This window comes from Streptomyces sp. NPDC002754 (genome assembly GCF_053592315.1).
In genome coordinates this window covers 1-16,330 of record NZ_JBSFVM010000023.1, presented here as the reverse complement: position 1 = coordinate 16,330, position 16,330 = coordinate 1, and the positions used below count along the sequence as shown (strand labels likewise).

Here is a 16,330-nt window from a genome sequence, read left to right as displayed (position 1 = left end):
CCCCGGAGGTCTACGGATCAAAGCTGAGGCATCGGCGCGCACGCGCCGTCACATTCCAGAACAGAGGAGCGTATTCAGATGCAGCGTCCAGGACGGATCAGGGCCCTTCGCGGCATGGCGGTGACGGGCGGCATGGTCATTCTGAGCCTTGCCGGAGCCACGGCCGCGTCGGCCTCCGCGGCGCCGATGAAGGGTGAAACCGCGGGTTCCCAGCAGCTCTCCCAGCCCCAGCGGACCGCCACGACGACAGACGGCTACCGGGGAACGCAGGGCTTCAACCTGTGTCTGCTTTCCCGCTGTTCCGTCGGATCCTCTGATCGCACTCAGGGGGGTGTCGGCCTGGTCCAGGGCGGCAACCTCTGCTTGCTGTCCCTGTGCGAGATACGCCCCTGAGCCTCAGGGCGATATCGCCGCATCGAACTCAGGTGGCCTCTGGTGACGCCGGCGATCCTCGCCGTAGATCGGTCCCGTTCTGCTCCGGGGTGGGCGACGTGTGAGGCAGGCGTGCAAGGGTGGTGGTATGACGACAGAACGGTTTGAAGTCACGCGTCAGATCACCGCGTCCCCCTCTGCGATCTTTGATGTGCTGCGGTCGCCGCAGGGGCATGTGAGCATCGACAGCTCCGGGATGCTGCAGTCCGCGGAGGGCGGTCCCGTGGGGGCGGTCGGGGACGAGTTCGTTGTCCACATGGACCGGGAGGCGTTGGGGGACCTGCCCATGGGCCGCTATGACGTGACCGTGATCATCACACGCTACGAACGCGATGCCCTCCTGGAATGGACGATCTCGGGCACCATCCAGCCGCCCATCCGTCACCTCTACGGATACCGTCTCGAACCCCATGGTTCAGGCACGGCCGTCACGTCGTACTACGACTGGAGCCAGATCGACGACAAGTACCGCGAGGCGGGGGTCTTCCCGGTGATCCCGGAGGCCGGTCTGCGAGCGACGCTCGGCATCCTTTCACGCACCGTCGAATAGTCCCTCGCGATTGCGGGGGCGCACGACGGCGTAGGGATGGACCACTGCCTCCCGATCGTGCGAGGGGATCAGAGCACGACGCGGTAGTGGGTGGTCAGGCGCCGGTCGTCGGACAGGATGTGGAACGCAAGGCCGGGCGGCTGGTCGCGGTCTGCGGCCTGATCGCTCTCCCAGGGCATGCGCAGGGTCCAGGTGATGGCCGGTCCGACGATCAGCGGACGCGCGGCGAAGGTCGAGGCGGCCGCGGTGTGGGCGTGGCCCGTGAGGACGGCGGCGACCTGCGGGTGCGCGTCGAGCAAGTCGGCCAGTTGTCCGGGCTCTTCGAGCATGCCGGAGTCGGGCAGGGGGTGATGGAGCTCGACCGGCGGCTGGTGGAAGGCGATCAGGGCCGGGGTGTCCTGCGTCCGGGCAGTGAGGGTGGTGTCGATCCAGGCGAGTGTTTGGGCGTCGAGGCGTCCCTCGTCGCGGCCGGGGATGGTGGAGTCGCACATCAGGATGGTGGTGCCGGCGATGTGGTGGGCCTGATTGACGGGGCCGTGTTCCGGTGCCTCTCCGAGCAGGACCTTGCGGTAGGCCGGTCGCGCGTCATGGTTCCCGGGGCAGGTGAGCACGGGGAAGGGGGCGGTCAGGAGCTGGGCTGCCTCCTCGTACTCGGCCTCCTCTCCGTGGTCGGCAATGTCCCCGGTGACCAGGAGTGCGTCGACCGGGTGGGGCAGGGCTCGCAAGTAGTCCATGACGCGGGTGGCGCGGCGGGTCGCCCTCTGGCTGCCGTCCAGGTGCAGGTCGCTGATGTGCGCGAGCAGCGTCATTTCGCAGTCTCCTCGTGTGTCGGGGCGGGTGTCGCACCCAGCCACCTAACGGAAGTTTTCAATTTTCCGTTAGGAACCTTAGGGTGTGTGCAGGGATGTGTTCAAGTGGTTGACGACCGGGCACCGAGAGGGAAGGGGATGCGTTGTGGAGCGCTGGCTGGCCTTGGAACTGGCGAGCACGATTCGCCACGACGGAGATGGCGGCGTCGCCGACGACCTCGCCACGGTCGAGGGAACAACGCTCTGGATCCAAGAGCAGGGGGATCTGCTGGCCGGTCACATTCCGGCTGGGAAGCTCGCGGCGGATGAAGACCTCAGGCTCGGGATCGTCGAGCTTCGCCAGGCAGTCCGGGCCCTGTTCGCCCGAGTGGTCAGTCCCGCTCCCCCCAGCCCGGCGGACGCCCATCGCCTGATGGCCGCCGACCAGGCGACAGCCCACATCAATGCGGCTGCCGCGCGGGAACCGGTCGCCCCGCAGATCGACTGGCCCGTCGAAGGAATCCCGACCGCCCGACTGCTGTCGGCGGAGAATGATCCGCACGTTCGGCTTGTCGCGGCCCTGGCCCGGGCCTCCATCGACTTTCTCAGTGGCCCGCAGCGCACACAGTTGCGGTCCTGCACCGCGCCCCGCTGCGTCCGCTACTTCGTCAAGAGCCACGGTCGGCAGGAGTGGTGCAAGCCGTCATGCGGAAACCGCGCCCGGGCGGCTCGCCACTACAGGCGTCAGCGCACGGCAGTTGATGGCGGTTCTGCCCCGTCCTGATCGCTCAGGGGAGCAGTGCTGCGCAAGGGTGGTGTGCTCCCTCTGGCTGGGCGGGCGGCCGAGTCCGGACTGATCAACGTCGCGAAAAGTGGCCAGATGGTCCTGAAGCGTGAGCGTCCTTGTTGGCCGAGAACTCGCTCGTCCGTGCCGTGTGACCAGGTCGGTCGTCGCGAACGCCCAGCAGCACCACCGCCCCGAGGAACGGGCCGACGGCGAGGACGGCGAAGGCCGCACCGAACGAGCCCGTCGCGCTGAACACCGGGCCGATGACCGCCGGGACGGTGACACTGCCGAGCTGCCAGACGGCGTTGCAGGCTCCCGCTGCCGAACCCGCCAGCCTTTTGCCGGACAGGGCGGGGATCATCGCGGCGGTGAGTGCGGAGTAGGCATAGGCGCCGATACCCAGGAGGGGTGCGACGAGGAGGAACAACGCGTAGCTGTGCAGCGAGCCGAAGACCAGCAGGGTGGCGCTGAAGAGCAGCAGGATCGCCATGGTCGGCAGGCGCATTCCATAGCCGAGTCGGTCGGTGGCCCATCCCATGAGCGGCTTCACGACGACCGCGATCGACGAGAAGATCACGACGACGATCCCCGCGTCCACGGGACCGATTCCGCTTCCCTTGATCATCAGCGTGTTTGACCAGGTGACGAAGCCGTACGTACCCCACAGGCCGCCGAATCCGGCGGCACCGAGCAGGAGCAGGTCCCGATTGCGGGCCAGCGGCCTGATGTCGGGCAACACCCGTCTGCGGACGCTCTGTTCGGTCGGCATGTCCGGCTCGGCCGTGACGGGGCCGTTGCGCAGGAACACCGCGCACAGCACGGCCAGCACCACGGTCACGGAGCCGAAGAAGTGGTACGAGGCGCCCCAGCCGGCGCTGCTGGACAGGGTGGGCACCACCGCGTTGGCGACGACGGTGCCCAGCGACGTCGCAGTCATGAAGATGCCGCTGGCGCGGCCGATCTCCTGGGCGGGCATCCAGGTCGTGATCAGCTTCATGCCGGCGGAGAATTCCACCCCGGCGAACAGCCCGATCGCCGCCTGCACCGCCAACCCGACCGGGACGGAAGAGGTGGAGCCGAACGCCACCATGAGCGAGCCGGAGGCCAGCAGGCTGACGCCGAGCACAAGGCGGCTGCCGACCCAGTCGGTCAGGAATCCACCAATGGCGTTGGAGACCGCGTAGCCGATGAAGTAGCAGGTGGCGAAGATCCCGAGGGCGGAAAGTGGAACTCCCCAGGACTCGCTGACGGCTGCTGAGGCGGGCCCCCAGGTCGAGCGGTCGACGGACGTCATGGTGAACCCGGCCCAGCACAGCAGGAGCACGACCCAGCGGTAGCGGGAGGGCGCGGCCGTGCCAGGGCGAGGCGGGGCAGAAGAAGCGGAACTCATCGTCGAGACTCCGATATCGGCAAGAGGGACTACGGAAGGAGCAGGCCAGGAGAGGTTACGGAGGACCCGGCACAGACAAGTGGGCCCGGTCCTGGCGAGGCGAGAGGCGAGGCGTGGCGGGCGGGCCGCCGGTGGCATGAGGTGGGCCGGTTCAGACGATCGCGCCCTGGCCGCGCAGTTCGGCTCGGATCGCGGGCAGGTCGTGCGGGCGGCCGGAGGCGTACTGGGCCGCGGCGACGCCCGCCGCGTGCCCGGTGGCCAGGGCGGTTCCCATGACCCGCACCGACGCGTATGCGTCGGCCTGGGCACTGGTCAGGCGACCCACCGCCCAGAGGTTGTCCGTATCGGACGAGCAGATCGCGCCGTACGGCACGTCGTACCAGCTCTGTTCGGCGAGCGGCGCGTAGCGGGTGACGCCGCGGCCGGCGTGGTCCTCGACGGGCCAGCCGCAGCGGGCGATCGACTCGTCCGGCTGCTTGCGCGAGGTGAGAACGTCTTCGGCGGTCAGGCTCGCGCGGCCCACCAAGTGGCGGGTCTCGCGGATGCCCATCTGGGGCCCGGTCTCGATCAGATGGGCGCCTGACCAGCCCGGAAGATGCTTGCGCAGCGCCTCCAGATACTGCCGTGACTGGCGGCGTCCGCCGGCCTCGTCGCGGCTCAGGGCCGCCGCGTCCAGTGCGTCGACCTGCTCGTCCACCAGGATCGCCATGATCTCGCCGGTGATCGGCAGTCGCACCATGATCCCGTAATCGCGCGGGAGTTGGACGCCGCCGGATGTGGCGTACTCGGCTACCGCGGTCCGGGTGCCTTCGCGGGACAGGTCCGCGTCCTCGGCGACGCCGCCGAACCGGCACACCAGCGAGCTGGTCTGACGCCGTTCGACGGGCTCCACCCTGAACTCGGCACCCGCCTCGGCGAGCAGCGCGCCGTCCCCGCTGCCGTCGACGAACGCCGCGGCGCGAACCGTCTCGCGCCCGCCGCGGTGGTGAAGTTCGAGGGCGGTGACGCGGTCCCCGAGCCGCTCCGCGCCGATCAGCGTGGAGTGCAGGCGGACGTCCACCCCGGCGGCCGCCGTGACCTCGTCGTAGGCGAGCTTGGTCGTCTCGGCGTCCAGCAGGACGATGCGGTTGCCGGTCCAGCCCATGGTCTTCTCGCGGTAGGCGCCGTGTTCACGCAGCCGGTCCAGGAGTTGATCGGTCACACCGGCCACGACCTTCTCGCCGCGCTGGTCGAAGATGCCGCACAGAGACAGCACGGAACTGATCGTGGCTGCCCCGCCCAGGAACGGGTACTTCTCGACCAACAGCACCTTCGCCCCGCTCTGCGCCGCGCCGACCGCCGCCCCGACGCCGCCCGCGCCACCACCGACAACGACCACGTCGTAGTCGCCGCGGCCGTCCGCGTCCTGTTGGGAACGGCCGACGCTCGGCGCCACCGGTCGGCCCATGTCCGTCGAACTCATCGTCCTCGTCCACCTTCTCCACTCAGTATGGGCGCCGTCCGCAACAGGAGGCACCGCGACCAGTAGGCACCGCGGCCGGGCGGGAGCGCCAATATCAACTGGACAGAGGGGATATACCTTGAAGGTATGGCGATGGATCTGCGGCAGCTGCACTACTTCACTGTGATCTTCGAGCAGCGCTCCGTTTCACGGGCAGCCGAGCACCTGTGCATCTCGCAGCCTGCGCTCACCCGTCAGCTGCGCCAGCTCGAACGCTCCCTGGACGCCGCGCTGTTCGAGCGCCTGCCCCAGGGCGTCAGTCCGACCGCTGCCGGCCAGGCTCTCTACGGACACGCCCGGCTCCTGTTGCGTCTGGCCGACACCACCCGCGAGGTCGTCCACTCCGCCGGGCCGGTCCGCGAATCCGTCCGTACGGGACTGCCGCCCGGCACACCGACGCCATGGCTCACCCGGGTCCTGGCCTCGCTCCGCGAGACGGTCCCCGAGGCCGAACTCGTCCTCACCGACGCCAACAGCACCGGCCAGCTGCGCATGCTGCGCGAGGGCCACCTCGACCTCGCCCTGGTCCACCAGCGTCCGCCCGCCCAGCTCACCGCCCGGCTTCTGTACGAGCAGCGGATCGGCCTTGCCGTCCACCCCGGACATCCCCTCGCGGCACGTACCGTATGCCGGCTTGAGGATCTGGACGATGTACGTGTCCTTGTCCACAGTCGCGAGCAGGTCACCGAGGAGCACGACCAGATACTCGGCGCGGCGGCGGCCTGCGGAGTCCAACCCCAATGGATCTTTGCATGGTTCACCGAGAACGCCCTGGCCTGCGCGACCGCCGGCGAGGCGGCGGCAGCCCTGCTGACCCGCCCCAGCGCCCACCGCCTTCTGCCGGGCTGGACCTGGCATCCCCTGGCCGAGCCGGAGTTCCGCCTCCCCACCTGGATTGCCCACCAGCCACAGACCCGCGCCATCATCGCTCGCGTCGCCGCGGCCTTCGCCGCCATACCTTTCCAGCATGACGATCCGGGTTCCGACAACTCATCCGGGCCGGTTCAGCAGCCGGTTCAGCAGCTGGTCCAGCAGCCGGTTCAGCCGGCGGCGATGCGGGCTGCGGCGGACTTGAGTGCGGTCGACAAGGAGGGCAGGAGCGTTCGGGACCAGCGGGCCGACGGGATGGACAGCGAGATCGCGGCGGGTGGGTAGCCGGCCGTGCCGGTGGGCAGGGCGACGCCCAGCGCCGTGAGGCCGGTCTCGGTGGCCTCCTGGTTGAGGGCGTGGCCCTCGCGCCGAGCGCGTTGGATGGCACGCCGGTGGACGACGCGCTGGTCCGGGTCGAGGCCGCAGCGCTCCAGGACCGCTTCCACGGCGGCGTCGTCGTACCGGGCGAGCAGGGCACGGCCGCCGGAGGCGGCGTAGGCGGGCAGGATGCGCCCGGTGCGGTCGCCGACGCGGAGCACCTGGTCGGCCTCCTCGGTGGCAAGGAAGCGGACCCCGGTGCCCTCTTCGTCCAGCAGCAGAAGGTTGGCGGTCTCGTGCCAGTGGTCCCGCAGCGCGCGCAGCTGCGGGAGGGCGGCCTCGCGCAGCCGGGCCACGGGCGCCCGGGAGCGGGCCTGGCCCAGTTGCGGTCCTGCGTCATAGCGGCGGTCGGGCAGCTGCACGGCGAAGTCGCGGTGCACGAGCGTGGAGAGCAGCCGGTGCGCGGTCGAGACGGACACCCCGACCCGCTGCGCGGCGTCGGTGACCCGCATCGGGCCTTCCTGGCGCAGCACGATCGCCAGCAGCAGGGCGGAGTCGACGGAGCCGACGGCGTAGGCGGGTTTGTTCTGCATACCAGAAAAGTCTATCCCTCATTGTGGGACGTGCGGAGAATCGTGGTCATCCCGCCCGCCCCGTCTGTCCAGGAGTTCACATCGTGCAGTTCCATCTCGACGGATACCGTCCCGGCGACCCCTCGGTGAAGGAGGCGCATCCCGCTGCCCAGGACCCGGAGGCCGGCCTGCCCGAGACCGCCGACGTACTGATCGTCGGCTGCGGTCCGGCCGGCCTGGTCCTGGCGGCGCAACTGGCCGCCTTCCCCGGGATCCGGACCGTGGTGGTGGACCGCAAGGACGGGCCGCTGCAGGTGGGACAGGCCGACGGGGTCGCCTGCCGCACCGTGGAGATGTTCGAGGCCTTCGGCCTGGCCGAGCGGCTGAAGAAGGAGGCCTACCAGGTCAACGAGGTGACCTTCTGGAAGCCCGACCCCACCGACCGCTCCGCGATCGTCCGCACCGGACGAATCCAGGACGTCGAGGACGGCATCTCCGAGATGCCGCATCTGATCGTCAACCAGGCCCGCCTGCTGGACTTCCTGCGCGAGCAGATGGCAAGTTCGGCCGCCCGCCTCGCCCCGCACTACGGGCTGCAGGTGAGCGCGGTGGAAATCACCGATGGCGCGGACGCAGGGCAGGACCCGGGGGAGTATCCGGTCGCCGTGACCCTGGAGCACTCCGGCGGCACGTCCACGGTGCGCGCCAAGTACGTGGTGGGCTGCGACGGTGCGCGCAGCGCGGTGCGCACCGCGATCGGCCGCCGGCTCGAGGGCGACGCGCTGAACCAGACCTGGGGCGTCCTGGACGTCCTGGTGGACACCGACTTCCCCGACATCCGGCTGAAGTCCGTGGTCCAGTCCGAGGCGGGGGCGCTACTGATCATTCCGCGCGAGGGCGGCTATCTGGTGCGGCTCTACATCGAGCTGGACGCGGAGCGGTACGGGGATCTGTTGCGGGAGCGTGCCGTCACCCCCGAGGTCCTGGCAGCGGCCGCGAACCGGATCCTGCGGCCCTACAGGGTCGACGTGAAGGACGTCGGCTGGTGGGCGGTGTACGAGGTCGGCCAGCGGCTGTGCGCGAAGTTCGACGACGTGCCGGAAGCCGAGACGGCCGACCGGCTGCCCCGCGTCTTCATCGCGGGCGATGCCTGCCACACCCACAGCGCCAAGGCGGGGCAGGGCATGAACGTGTCGATGGCCGACGCCTTCAACCTCGGCTGGAAGCTCGCCGCTGTGCTGACCGGCACGGCCGCTCCCGAGCTGCTGCACACCTACTCCGGCGAGCGGCAGCAGGTCGCCCAGGACCTCATCGACTTCGACCGCGACTTCGCCTCCAAAATGGCCGCGGGCGCGGGCACCCCCGGAGTCACATCGAAGGCCGACGAGGAGCAGTTCGCCGACTACTTCCTGGCCCAGGGCCGCTACACCGCAGGCCTTTCCGTCCGCTACGAGCCCTCGATGATCACGGGAACCGGCGAGCACCAGCACCTCGCGAAGGGCTTCCCGATCGGGATGCGTTTCCACTCCGCGCCGGTGGTGCGGCTCGCCGATGCCCGGCCCGTACAGCTGGGGCACGCTGCCCGGGCCGACGGCGCCTGGCGGCTGTACCTCTTCGCCGACCGGGTGGGACCGCAGGCCGCCGACGGGCCGTTCCGCCGGCTCTGCGACCATCTCGCCTCCGCTGCCTCCCCGCTGGCCCGCTTCACCCCCGCGGGCGCCGAACCGGATGCGGTCCTCGACGTCCGCGCGATCCTGCAGCAGCCGCACCGCACCCTCGAGCCGACCGCGCTGCCTGCGGTGCTGCGCCCCCGCAAGGGCCGCTTGGCCCTGACGGACCACGAGAAGGCCTTCTGTCCCGACCCGCAGCAGGGTGACGTCTTCGACCTGCGTGGAATCGACCGGGACCAGGGTTGCATGGTGCTGGTCCGCCCCGACCAGTACGTCGCCCACATCCTGCCGTTGGACGCCACTGAGCAGCTGTCCGGCTTCCTTGACGGGATCCTGCACGAAGCCGACTGAGGTCGACAGGTCGACCGCTCGGGGAAAGCGGTGGTCTCCCCGGGTGGTTGGTGCCTGGGGAGACCTTGGTCGTTCGGTGTGATCAGCTGAGGCCGATGTGTACCGGGCCACCGGTGGGGGACACCTCGGCGAGCACGCTGGAGGGGATGCGGAAGACGCGTCCGGGGGCCGCCGGCCAGGCCAGCTTCTTCTGCGCGACGGTCCGGCCGTCCTGGCGGACGGTCACCTTCGGGAAGCGCACGAAGGTGTCCGTCCACAGCAGGAGGCGATCGCGCGCCGGGGCCGGGTCGCCCTGGCGCAGGATCTGCGGCGCGACCCAGCGGAAGGGGGCGTCGGCGATCAGGCGGACACCGTCGTCGAGCGGCCGGCTGCTGTGCAGGTGGTGGAGAACCTGCTCGGCGACGTGCTTGCCGTCCAGGGCCGCGATGTCCGCGGTGTCGACCGGGTGCAGGAGATTTCCGGCCGCGAAGACGCCCGGGCGGCTGGTGCGCAGCGCGGTGTCGGTCAGCGGGCCGAGAGTTCCTTCGTCGAGCGCGATGCCACCGGTGCGGGCGAGTTCGTGGTCGGGGATCCAGTCGCCGGTGAACACGACGGTGTCGCAGTCGACGGTCCGGCGCTTGCCGGTGTCGAGGTGTTCGATCTCGACGGCCTGCAAGCGGCCCTTGCCGATGATGCGGGTGACGCGGCTGCGGGTTGCGACCGGAACGCGCAGGACGGTGCGCCCCGCCGCGTTGAAGGCGCCGTAGGATTCCGCCTTTTGGTACTGGCTGACCATGAGAGCGGGGGTGCAGCCCGCCTCGCGCAGGGTCAACGCGGCGGACCAGCTGACGAGTTCACCGCCGACGATCACCGCGCGCCTGCCCACCTCTTGGTGGTGGAGGTGGACGAGGTTCTGGAGCTGCCCGGTGGTGTAGACACCATGCGGCCGGTCGCCGGGGACACGGCGGGCGGTGCGGGGGCGTTCGCGGGCCCCGGTGGCCAGCACCATGGCGCGGGGCCGGATCTGGTAGCGACCCTCGGGGCTCGTGACATCCACCGTGAGGTGGTCGGTGGTGTCATCGGCCCAGCCGGTGACCATGGTGCGCGTACGGATGTCGGCGCCGGCCTCGGTGGCCCGGCGCACGAGAAGACGCGCGTAGGCGGGGCCGGTCAGCACGCGGCGCAGGTCGCGCAGACCGTAACCGGTGTGGTCGCTGTGGCGGGGGATGCCGCCGGCGCTCTCCTCGCGGTCGACGACCATGACGTCTTTGGTGCCCTGGCGCTTGAGTCCCGCGGCGGCGGTCAGACCTGCCGGTCCGGCGCCGATGATGAGGACGTCGGGGGTGAGGGTGGGGGGCTGGGTGTTCATCAGGCGTCCTTGTGCCGGCCGGCGCAACCGGTGCAGCTGTCGGTCTTGTTCGTGTCGTCGCTGGAGCGGTGCTTGTCTTGCAGGGCGGCCACGGCGGCGCCGCAGAAGAAGCCCTGGCAACGACCGTTCATGGCGCGCGTGCGGCGGCGCAGCCCCTCCAGGTCGCGGGCGGGCACGGTGGCGTGGCAGGCGTCCCGGATCTCGCCCTCGGTGACGCGCTCGCAGAAGCAGACGATGCTGCCGTATGCGGGATCACGGGCGATCAACTCCGCGTCCTGGTAAGGGCGTTGTGCGGCCTCGCCGATGTTCGGCATCTGCGGCGGGGCCGGGAGGTCGCCGCGCGGGGCCAGTGCGAGACCCGCGTCCTTGAGGACGGTGAGGCAGTGTTCGGCGATGGCGATGCCCGCGGTCAGTCCGGTGGAGCGGATGCCGCCGACCAGGAGGTACCGCTGCTCGGGCGTGGCCTCGATCAGGTAGTCGGGGTGGTCGATGGCCGCGCGCAGACCCGCGTAACTGGCGGTGACCTCCTCCGACAGCAGGCGCGGCATCAGGCGTTCGCCCTTGGTGAGGAGGAAGTCGTAACCGTTTTCGGAGGTGGCGGTGTCCGTCCGGTCCTCCAGGTCCTCGGCGGTCGGGCCGAGCATGACGTTGCCGTAGATGGTGGGCGAGATGAGCACGCCCTTGCCGCGGGAGCTGGGCACCGGCAGCACGATCTTGTTGACCATGGGGCGGGCGAGCTTGTCGAAGACGAACAGCTCGCCGCGGCGCGGGGTGACAGTGAAGCGGTCGTGACCGAAGAGGCGGTCGATGTGGTCGGCGCCCAGGCCTGCCGCGTTGACGACCCAGCGGGCGCGCACATCACCGGCCGAGGTGTGCAGTGTGGTCGTCTCCGTGTCCTGGTCGATGCCGGTCACCCGGTGTTCCAGCAGGATGGTGGTGCCGCGCCGCTTGGCATCGGTGGCCAGGGCGAGGTTCGTCGTCCAGGTGCAGATGATGGACTCGTCCGGGACGGTCAGGCCGCCGAGCGCGCCCTCGCCGAGGTCGGGCAGGAGGCGGTGGACCTCGTCGGCGTCGACGATGCCGCAGTGCTCGTAGCCGTTGTCCTCGGCTTTCTTCTTCAGGCCGGGCAGGGCTGCCAGTTCCTCGTCGTTCCAGGCCACGAGAATGGCGCCGGTGTGCTCGACGGGGATGCCGGTGGCCTTCGCGTACTCGCTGAGCAGGTGGTAGCCGCGGGAGACCAGACGTGATTCGAGGGTGCCCGGCTTGGCGTCGAAACCGGTGTGCAGGATCGCGGTGTTGGCCTTGCTGGTGCCGTCCCCCACATCGTCACGTGCCTCGATCAGGACGACCGAGACGTCGTGGCCGGACAGGTCTCGGGCGATGGCGGCGCCGACGATTCCGCCGCCGATCACGGCGATGTCATGGACGCCGTCCTGGGGGCGGTGGGGTGTGCGGGTCATGCGTGTTCTCCCTTGGCGGCGCAGGCAGTTGCGGCCTGCGCCCATGTGGTGCGGAACTCTGCGGCCCGATCGGCGGACCACCTCGGTTCGTAAACGGTGGTCGGCTGCCAGTCGCCGACGGCCTCCTTGAGGCTGAGCGAGGAATCGAGGGCGCAGCGGGCCAGGGCGGCCGCGCCCAGCGGGGTGGCGTGGGCGTGCGGATAGATGTCGACGGGGAGTTGAGCGATGTCCGCCTGCGCCTGCATCAGAGCCGCGGAATGGGTGAGTCCACCGTCGGCGCGCAGCCGCGTCAGGGGACGGCCCACGTCGGCGCCGACCCGGGTGCCCAACTCCGCGACCTGCGCGGCGATGCCCTGGAGTACGGCGAGTACGAGGTGTTCGCGGCGCGTGGACAGCGTCATGCCGGTCAGCGCGGCCGTCGCTTCAGGAGCCCACCAGGGGGCGGCCAGACCGGCGAACGCGGGCACGCACAGCACTCCCTCGGCGTCCGTCGCGACCACGGAGTCCAGGTCGTTCACCGACTGGAGGAGGCCGAGGTCCCTGAGCCATCGCACCGCGGACGCGACCGTGTAGACCTGACCGTCTATGCAGTACGGGGTCTCACCGCGGGCCCGCCACCCCACCGACGTCGTCAGACCGGCGCTGGAACGCACCGCCTCTGTACCGGTGTTGGCCAGCAGGAAGGCCCCGGTGCCGTACGTGCACTTCGCCATCCCCTGCTCCAGACAGCCCTCGGCCACGAGAGCGGCCTGCTGGTCGACGATGATGCCCGCGACCGGTACTTCGGGACCGAAGGCGCGGGTGGTGCCGACGATCTCGTCGCAGGCCGCGATCCGCGGCAGCTGTTCGCCCTCCAGGCCGAACAGGCCGACGAGTTCTTCGTCCCAGGTGACCGTGTCAAGGTCGAGGAGGAGGGAACGGCTGGCAGTGGCCGCGTCGGTGACGAACTGCCCGGTCAGGTGGTGGATGAGCCACGTATCGGTGGTCGTCACCACGCCGTCCCGCGTCAGGTGGCGGCGTAGCCAGGCCATCTTGGGGGCGGAGAAGTACGGGTCGAGGACGAGCCCGGTGCGCTCCCTCAACTGGTCGGCGTGTGCCGCGAGTTCGGTGACGAGCTCCTCGGAGCGCCGGTCCTGCCACACGATCGCCGGGGTGAGTGGCGTGCCGGTGGCCGGGTCCCAGGCCAGCACCGTCTCGCCCTGGTTGGCCAGGGCGACGGCGGCGATGGGGTGGCCCGCGTCGTGGACGGCCCGGCGTCCGGCGTTGAGAACGGAGTCGAGCAGTTCCTGGGGGTTCTGCTCGACGCCGCCGCCGCTGAGGTAGGCGGGACGCAGGGTCTCCTCGGCGATGGCGATGACGCCGTCCACCTCGTCGACGACGACGGCCTTGGTGCCGGAGGTGCCTTGGTCGATGGCGAGGATCGCGGTCATCGGGCGGCCCCTTCCGCGGTCGCGCCGGTGGGCTCGGGCCCGGCTGTATCCGTGCTGTCCAGTGCGCGGTCGACATCGGCCATGTCGGGCATGGTCAGTCCGGCACGGCCGCGCCGGACGAGGAGGCCGACAAGGTAGACGGCACCGATGGCGAAGAGGATCAGGACGTACGTCCATGGGGCGCGGAACGAGGCGTCGCGGAAGATCAGCAGCTCGTACACCAGCCAGACGGCGGCGACGACGAGCACCGGGATCTCCCAGCGGCCCAGCGAGAATCCCTGCGACGGGGGCAGCGAACGGCGCTTGAGGGCATACATCGCGACGGTGCCCGCGTAGATCAGCGCGGGCAGCAGGGTGCCCGCCGAGAACAGCTGGAACAGGGCGTCCGTGGACCGGCTGAACACCGCCAGGATGATCTGAGCGATCAGCATCATGAACACGGAGGCGTTCAACGGGGTGGTGGTCCGCCGGTCGACGCGGCGCAACAGCCGCCAGCCGGGGAAGCGTTCGTCACGCGACATGGCGTAGACGAGACGCGTGCCGCTGAGGGTGATGACCAGGCCGCAGGAGAAGATCGAGACCACGACCAGTACGAGCAGGATCTTGCCGACGACCGATCCGAGCACCGCCGTGATCACGGTGGCCACGGGGGTGGCCGAGTCCGCGACGCCGTCGATCCGGCCGGCCGCCGCGGTGATGGCCACCAGGAAGAGAAACCCCAAGACGCCGAGCGAGAGCACCGCTTGGACCATCGCCTTGGGGATGACACGGGCCGGGTTCTTGGTCTCCTCGGCCAGGTTCGCCGCGGACTCGAAGCCGACGATGGTGAACGCGCCCAGCAGGAACGCGAGCGCGAAAGGTCCGACCTCAGTGGCACCGCCGAGTGCGTAGTAGCCGCTCGCGGGGACGGTGGCGGTGTCGAAGAGGTGGCCGAAGTCGAGCTTGCCGGTGACGGTGCCCACCACGAACAGCAGCACGGTCAGCGCGATCATGCCGATGAGCTGCACCGTCACGGCCACGTTGTTGACCCGATGCGTCGTGCGCGTCGATGAGGCGACCAGTACGGACTGGAGCAGGACGACGACGGCGGTGATCACCCAGGCGTTCTGCACCGTGCCGACGTACTGGAACAGCTCGGGAAGGATCGTCGAGGCGATCGTGTAGTCCACGGCGACCAGGACCACCCCCAGGAACGCGAACGAGATCCACCCCATGATCCATCCCCAGACGGGGCCGACGATGCGCGACACCCACTGGTACGAGTAGCCGCTGATCGGGATCCGGGCGGCGAGCGCGCCGAAGACGAGGGCGATGGAGAGCTGGCCGATCACCGTGATCGGCCACGCCCAGATGCCGCGCGGTCCGGAGGTCGCGAGCACCGAGCCGTACGCGGTGAAGATGCCAGTGGCGATCGACACGAAGCCGAACGCGACGGAGAACGAGGCGTACCAGCCCAGTTCGCGTGCCATCTGCTGGGGCGGGGCGGCGTCACCTTGACCGGCTGGTGTCGTCCCGGTGGGAGCTGCGTCTGCCATGACTCGTATCCCTGCTTCAGGGGACCGCCGGGGCCGCATCAGGTTGACCGAATGTGTGGAATGTTGCCTGCGAATGACTGTAAGTGTGGGTCAATGCCCGAGCGGCGTCAAGGGGGCAATGCAGGGCAGTGGGGTGCCGAAACTGCCGCCTGTCAGTGATCCAGCCGAGGATCAAAGGCGGCGTGAGGCGGTGTCGCGTGTGTGGAGGTGACTGTCTGCCCGTAGGATGCAGTCATAGATCCACAGAAACGGTCACAGTTAGGCGGAGGTGGGGAGTGCTCGCTGCGGAGCGTCATCGCAGGATCGTGGCCGAAATCGGGCGGCAGAAGTTCGTCACGACCGACGACCTCACCGAGCTGCTGGGGGTCTCCCGGGAGACGGTCCGCCGTGACCTCGCGCTGCTGGAAGGGCGGGGTGAGATCTCACGGGTGCACGGGGGAGCGACCGGCTCGCAGGCCCCGGTCGGGGAAGAGGCGCCCTTCAGCGAGCGCACCGGGACACTCACGGTGCAGAAGGAGGCCATCGGACGGGCGGCCGCCAGGCTCATCGCGCCCCATCAGACCGTGGTCATCGATGTCGGCACCACGGCGCTCGAAGTGGCCCGCGCGCTGCCCGCGGACCATGTCGGTGTCATCGCCACCCCCTCGCTGCTCGTGGCGGCGGAGGTCAGTACGCGGCCGCGCGTCGAGGTCCTCGTGAGTGGTGGCCGACTGCGCCCCGGGGACCTGGCCTGCTCCAACGCGCAGACGGTGCAGTTCTTCGGCGACCTGCGGGCGGACATGGTGTTCGTCGGGTCCGGTGGCGTCGCTCCGTATGGTCTGACCGACTTCCATCTGGACGAGGTCGCGACGAAGCGGGCCATGCTCGCAGGTGCCGGGCATCGGTATGTCCTCGCCGACTCGAGCAAGTTGGGCCGCACCGCGGTTCACCGGGTGTGCGCCCTGGACGGCTTCGACACGCTGATCACCGACGGCCCCTGCCCGGACGAACTGGCGGCTGCCCTCGAAGGCGCGGGAGGCGCGGTCGTCGAGGCGTAGCCGCAGGGGCGTTGGGGCGCAGGGGCACCGCCGGCCCCGGAACGCTGTGGAGTGAACTCCCTTGGGTTCCTGAGAGGTTGCGGGCGTCAGCGGCGAAGTTGCGTGCGACGCGGTCCGGTGCCCGCTCGGCCTTCGTAGACGTCACGTTCGCGGGCGGCAGCAGTCCCGGCCCACCCCGTGGTGTCAGGCCCGCAAATACGCCAGCACCGCGAGCACCCGTCGGTGTCCCTCCGTTGCCACCGGGAGGTCCAGCTTGTTGAAGATGTTGCCGATGTGCTTGTTCACGGCCGC

The 16,330-nt window shown here is 69.9% G+C and carries 14 protein-coding genes and 1 pseudogene; 6 read left to right on the top strand and 9 right to left on the bottom strand.

Annotated features, from left to right (window positions below):
* The first annotated feature begins 78 nt into the window (after nucleotides 1-78).
* Both ACWD2L_RS31025 and ACWD2L_RS31020 read left to right on the top strand, forming a co-directional pair.
* Nucleotides 79-393, top strand: coding sequence for a hypothetical protein (locus tag ACWD2L_RS31025; RefSeq protein ID WP_351335676.1), 315 nt, complete (start codon nucleotides 79-81; stop codon nucleotides 391-393).
* 127 nt (nucleotides 394-520) lie between these two features.
* The gene (locus tag ACWD2L_RS31020) at nucleotides 521-982 is read left to right on the top strand and encodes an SRPBCC family protein (protein ID WP_351335673.1); all 462 of its coding nucleotides are present in this window, start codon (nucleotides 521-523) and stop codon (nucleotides 980-982) included.
* 68 nt (nucleotides 983-1,050) lie between these two features.
* Here ACWD2L_RS31020 and ACWD2L_RS31015 read toward each other — a convergent pair whose 3' ends face one another.
* A complete protein-coding gene (locus tag ACWD2L_RS31015; RefSeq protein WP_351335672.1) occupies nucleotides 1,051-1,791 on the bottom strand; it encodes a metallophosphoesterase in 741 nt (246 codons plus the stop codon).
* A gap of 145 nt (nucleotides 1,792-1,936) precedes the next feature.
* Between ACWD2L_RS31015 and ACWD2L_RS31010 the strand changes: the two genes are divergently transcribed.
* Nucleotides 1,937-2,554, top strand: coding sequence for a CGNR zinc finger domain-containing protein (locus ACWD2L_RS31010; RefSeq protein WP_351335669.1), 618 nt, complete (start codon nucleotides 1,937-1,939; stop codon nucleotides 2,552-2,554).
* A 73-nt stretch (nucleotides 2,555-2,627) separates the two neighbouring features.
* Here ACWD2L_RS31010 and ACWD2L_RS31005 read toward each other — a convergent pair whose 3' ends face one another.
* Nucleotides 2,628-3,947, bottom strand: a complete 1,320-nt coding sequence (locus tag ACWD2L_RS31005; RefSeq protein WP_351335667.1) for an MFS transporter — start codon at nucleotides 3,945-3,947, stop codon at nucleotides 2,628-2,630.
* 151 nt (nucleotides 3,948-4,098) lie between these two features.
* Nucleotides 4,099-5,409, bottom strand: a complete 1,311-nt coding sequence (locus tag ACWD2L_RS31000; protein ID WP_351335664.1) for an FAD-dependent oxidoreductase — start codon at nucleotides 5,407-5,409, stop codon at nucleotides 4,099-4,101.
* 126 nt (nucleotides 5,410-5,535) lie between these two features.
* Between ACWD2L_RS31000 and ACWD2L_RS30995 the strand changes: the two genes are divergently transcribed.
* Complete coding sequence (locus ACWD2L_RS30995; RefSeq protein WP_351335663.1) at nucleotides 5,536-6,603, top strand: LysR family transcriptional regulator; 1,068 nt, start codon at nucleotides 5,536-5,538, stop codon at nucleotides 6,601-6,603.
* On the opposite strand, the gene ACWD2L_RS30990 is transcribed toward ACWD2L_RS30995, so the two are convergent.
* Nucleotides 6,489-7,229, bottom strand: coding sequence for an IclR family transcriptional regulator (locus tag ACWD2L_RS30990; protein WP_351335660.1), 741 nt, complete (start codon nucleotides 7,227-7,229; stop codon nucleotides 6,489-6,491). The two genes, ACWD2L_RS30995 and ACWD2L_RS30990, sit on opposite strands and share 115 nt — an antisense overlap.
* An 83-nt stretch (nucleotides 7,230-7,312) precedes the next feature.
* Here ACWD2L_RS30990 and ACWD2L_RS30985 point away from each other — a divergent pair, with 83 nt between their 5' ends.
* Nucleotides 7,313-9,229: an FAD-dependent monooxygenase gene (locus tag ACWD2L_RS30985; protein WP_351335657.1), complete on the top strand. Its 1,917-nt coding sequence runs from the start codon at nucleotides 7,313-7,315 to the stop codon at nucleotides 9,227-9,229.
* Nucleotides 9,230-9,311: 82 nt separating this feature from the next.
* On the opposite strand, the gene ACWD2L_RS30980 is transcribed toward ACWD2L_RS30985, so the two are convergent.
* From ACWD2L_RS30980 to ACWD2L_RS30965, 4 genes are read right to left on the bottom strand one after another with little or no spacing between them, the layout of a single operon-like run.
* A complete protein-coding gene (locus ACWD2L_RS30980; RefSeq protein WP_351335654.1) occupies nucleotides 9,312-10,577 on the bottom strand; it encodes an NAD(P)/FAD-dependent oxidoreductase in 1,266 nt (421 codons plus the stop codon).
* Nucleotides 10,577-12,037, bottom strand: coding sequence for an NAD(P)/FAD-dependent oxidoreductase (locus ACWD2L_RS30975; protein WP_351335652.1), 1,461 nt, complete (start codon nucleotides 12,035-12,037; stop codon nucleotides 10,577-10,579). Before ACWD2L_RS30975 ends, ACWD2L_RS30980 begins: the two co-directional genes overlap by 1 nt.
* Nucleotides 12,034-13,467: an FGGY family carbohydrate kinase gene (locus tag ACWD2L_RS30970; RefSeq protein ID WP_351335649.1), complete on the bottom strand. Its 1,434-nt coding sequence runs from the start codon at nucleotides 13,465-13,467 to the stop codon at nucleotides 12,034-12,036. The genes ACWD2L_RS30975 and ACWD2L_RS30970 overlap by 4 nt, the downstream gene beginning before the upstream one ends.
* Entirely contained in the window at nucleotides 13,464-15,002 is a 1,539-nt protein-coding gene (locus ACWD2L_RS30965) for an APC family permease (protein WP_351335647.1), read from the bottom strand. Before ACWD2L_RS30965 ends, ACWD2L_RS30970 begins: the two co-directional genes overlap by 4 nt.
* A 275-nt stretch (nucleotides 15,003-15,277) precedes the next feature.
* Between ACWD2L_RS30965 and ACWD2L_RS30960 the strand changes: the two genes are divergently transcribed.
* Nucleotides 15,278-16,039: a DeoR/GlpR family DNA-binding transcription regulator gene (locus ACWD2L_RS30960; protein WP_351335644.1), complete on the top strand. Its 762-nt coding sequence runs from the start codon at nucleotides 15,278-15,280 to the stop codon at nucleotides 16,037-16,039.
* Nucleotides 16,040-16,222: 183 nt separating this feature from the next.
* On the opposite strand, the pseudogene ACWD2L_RS30955 reads toward ACWD2L_RS30960, so the two are convergent.
* Nucleotides 16,223-16,330 (bottom strand): annotated as a pseudogene (locus ACWD2L_RS30955) (DNA-binding response regulator); the annotation flags it as partial.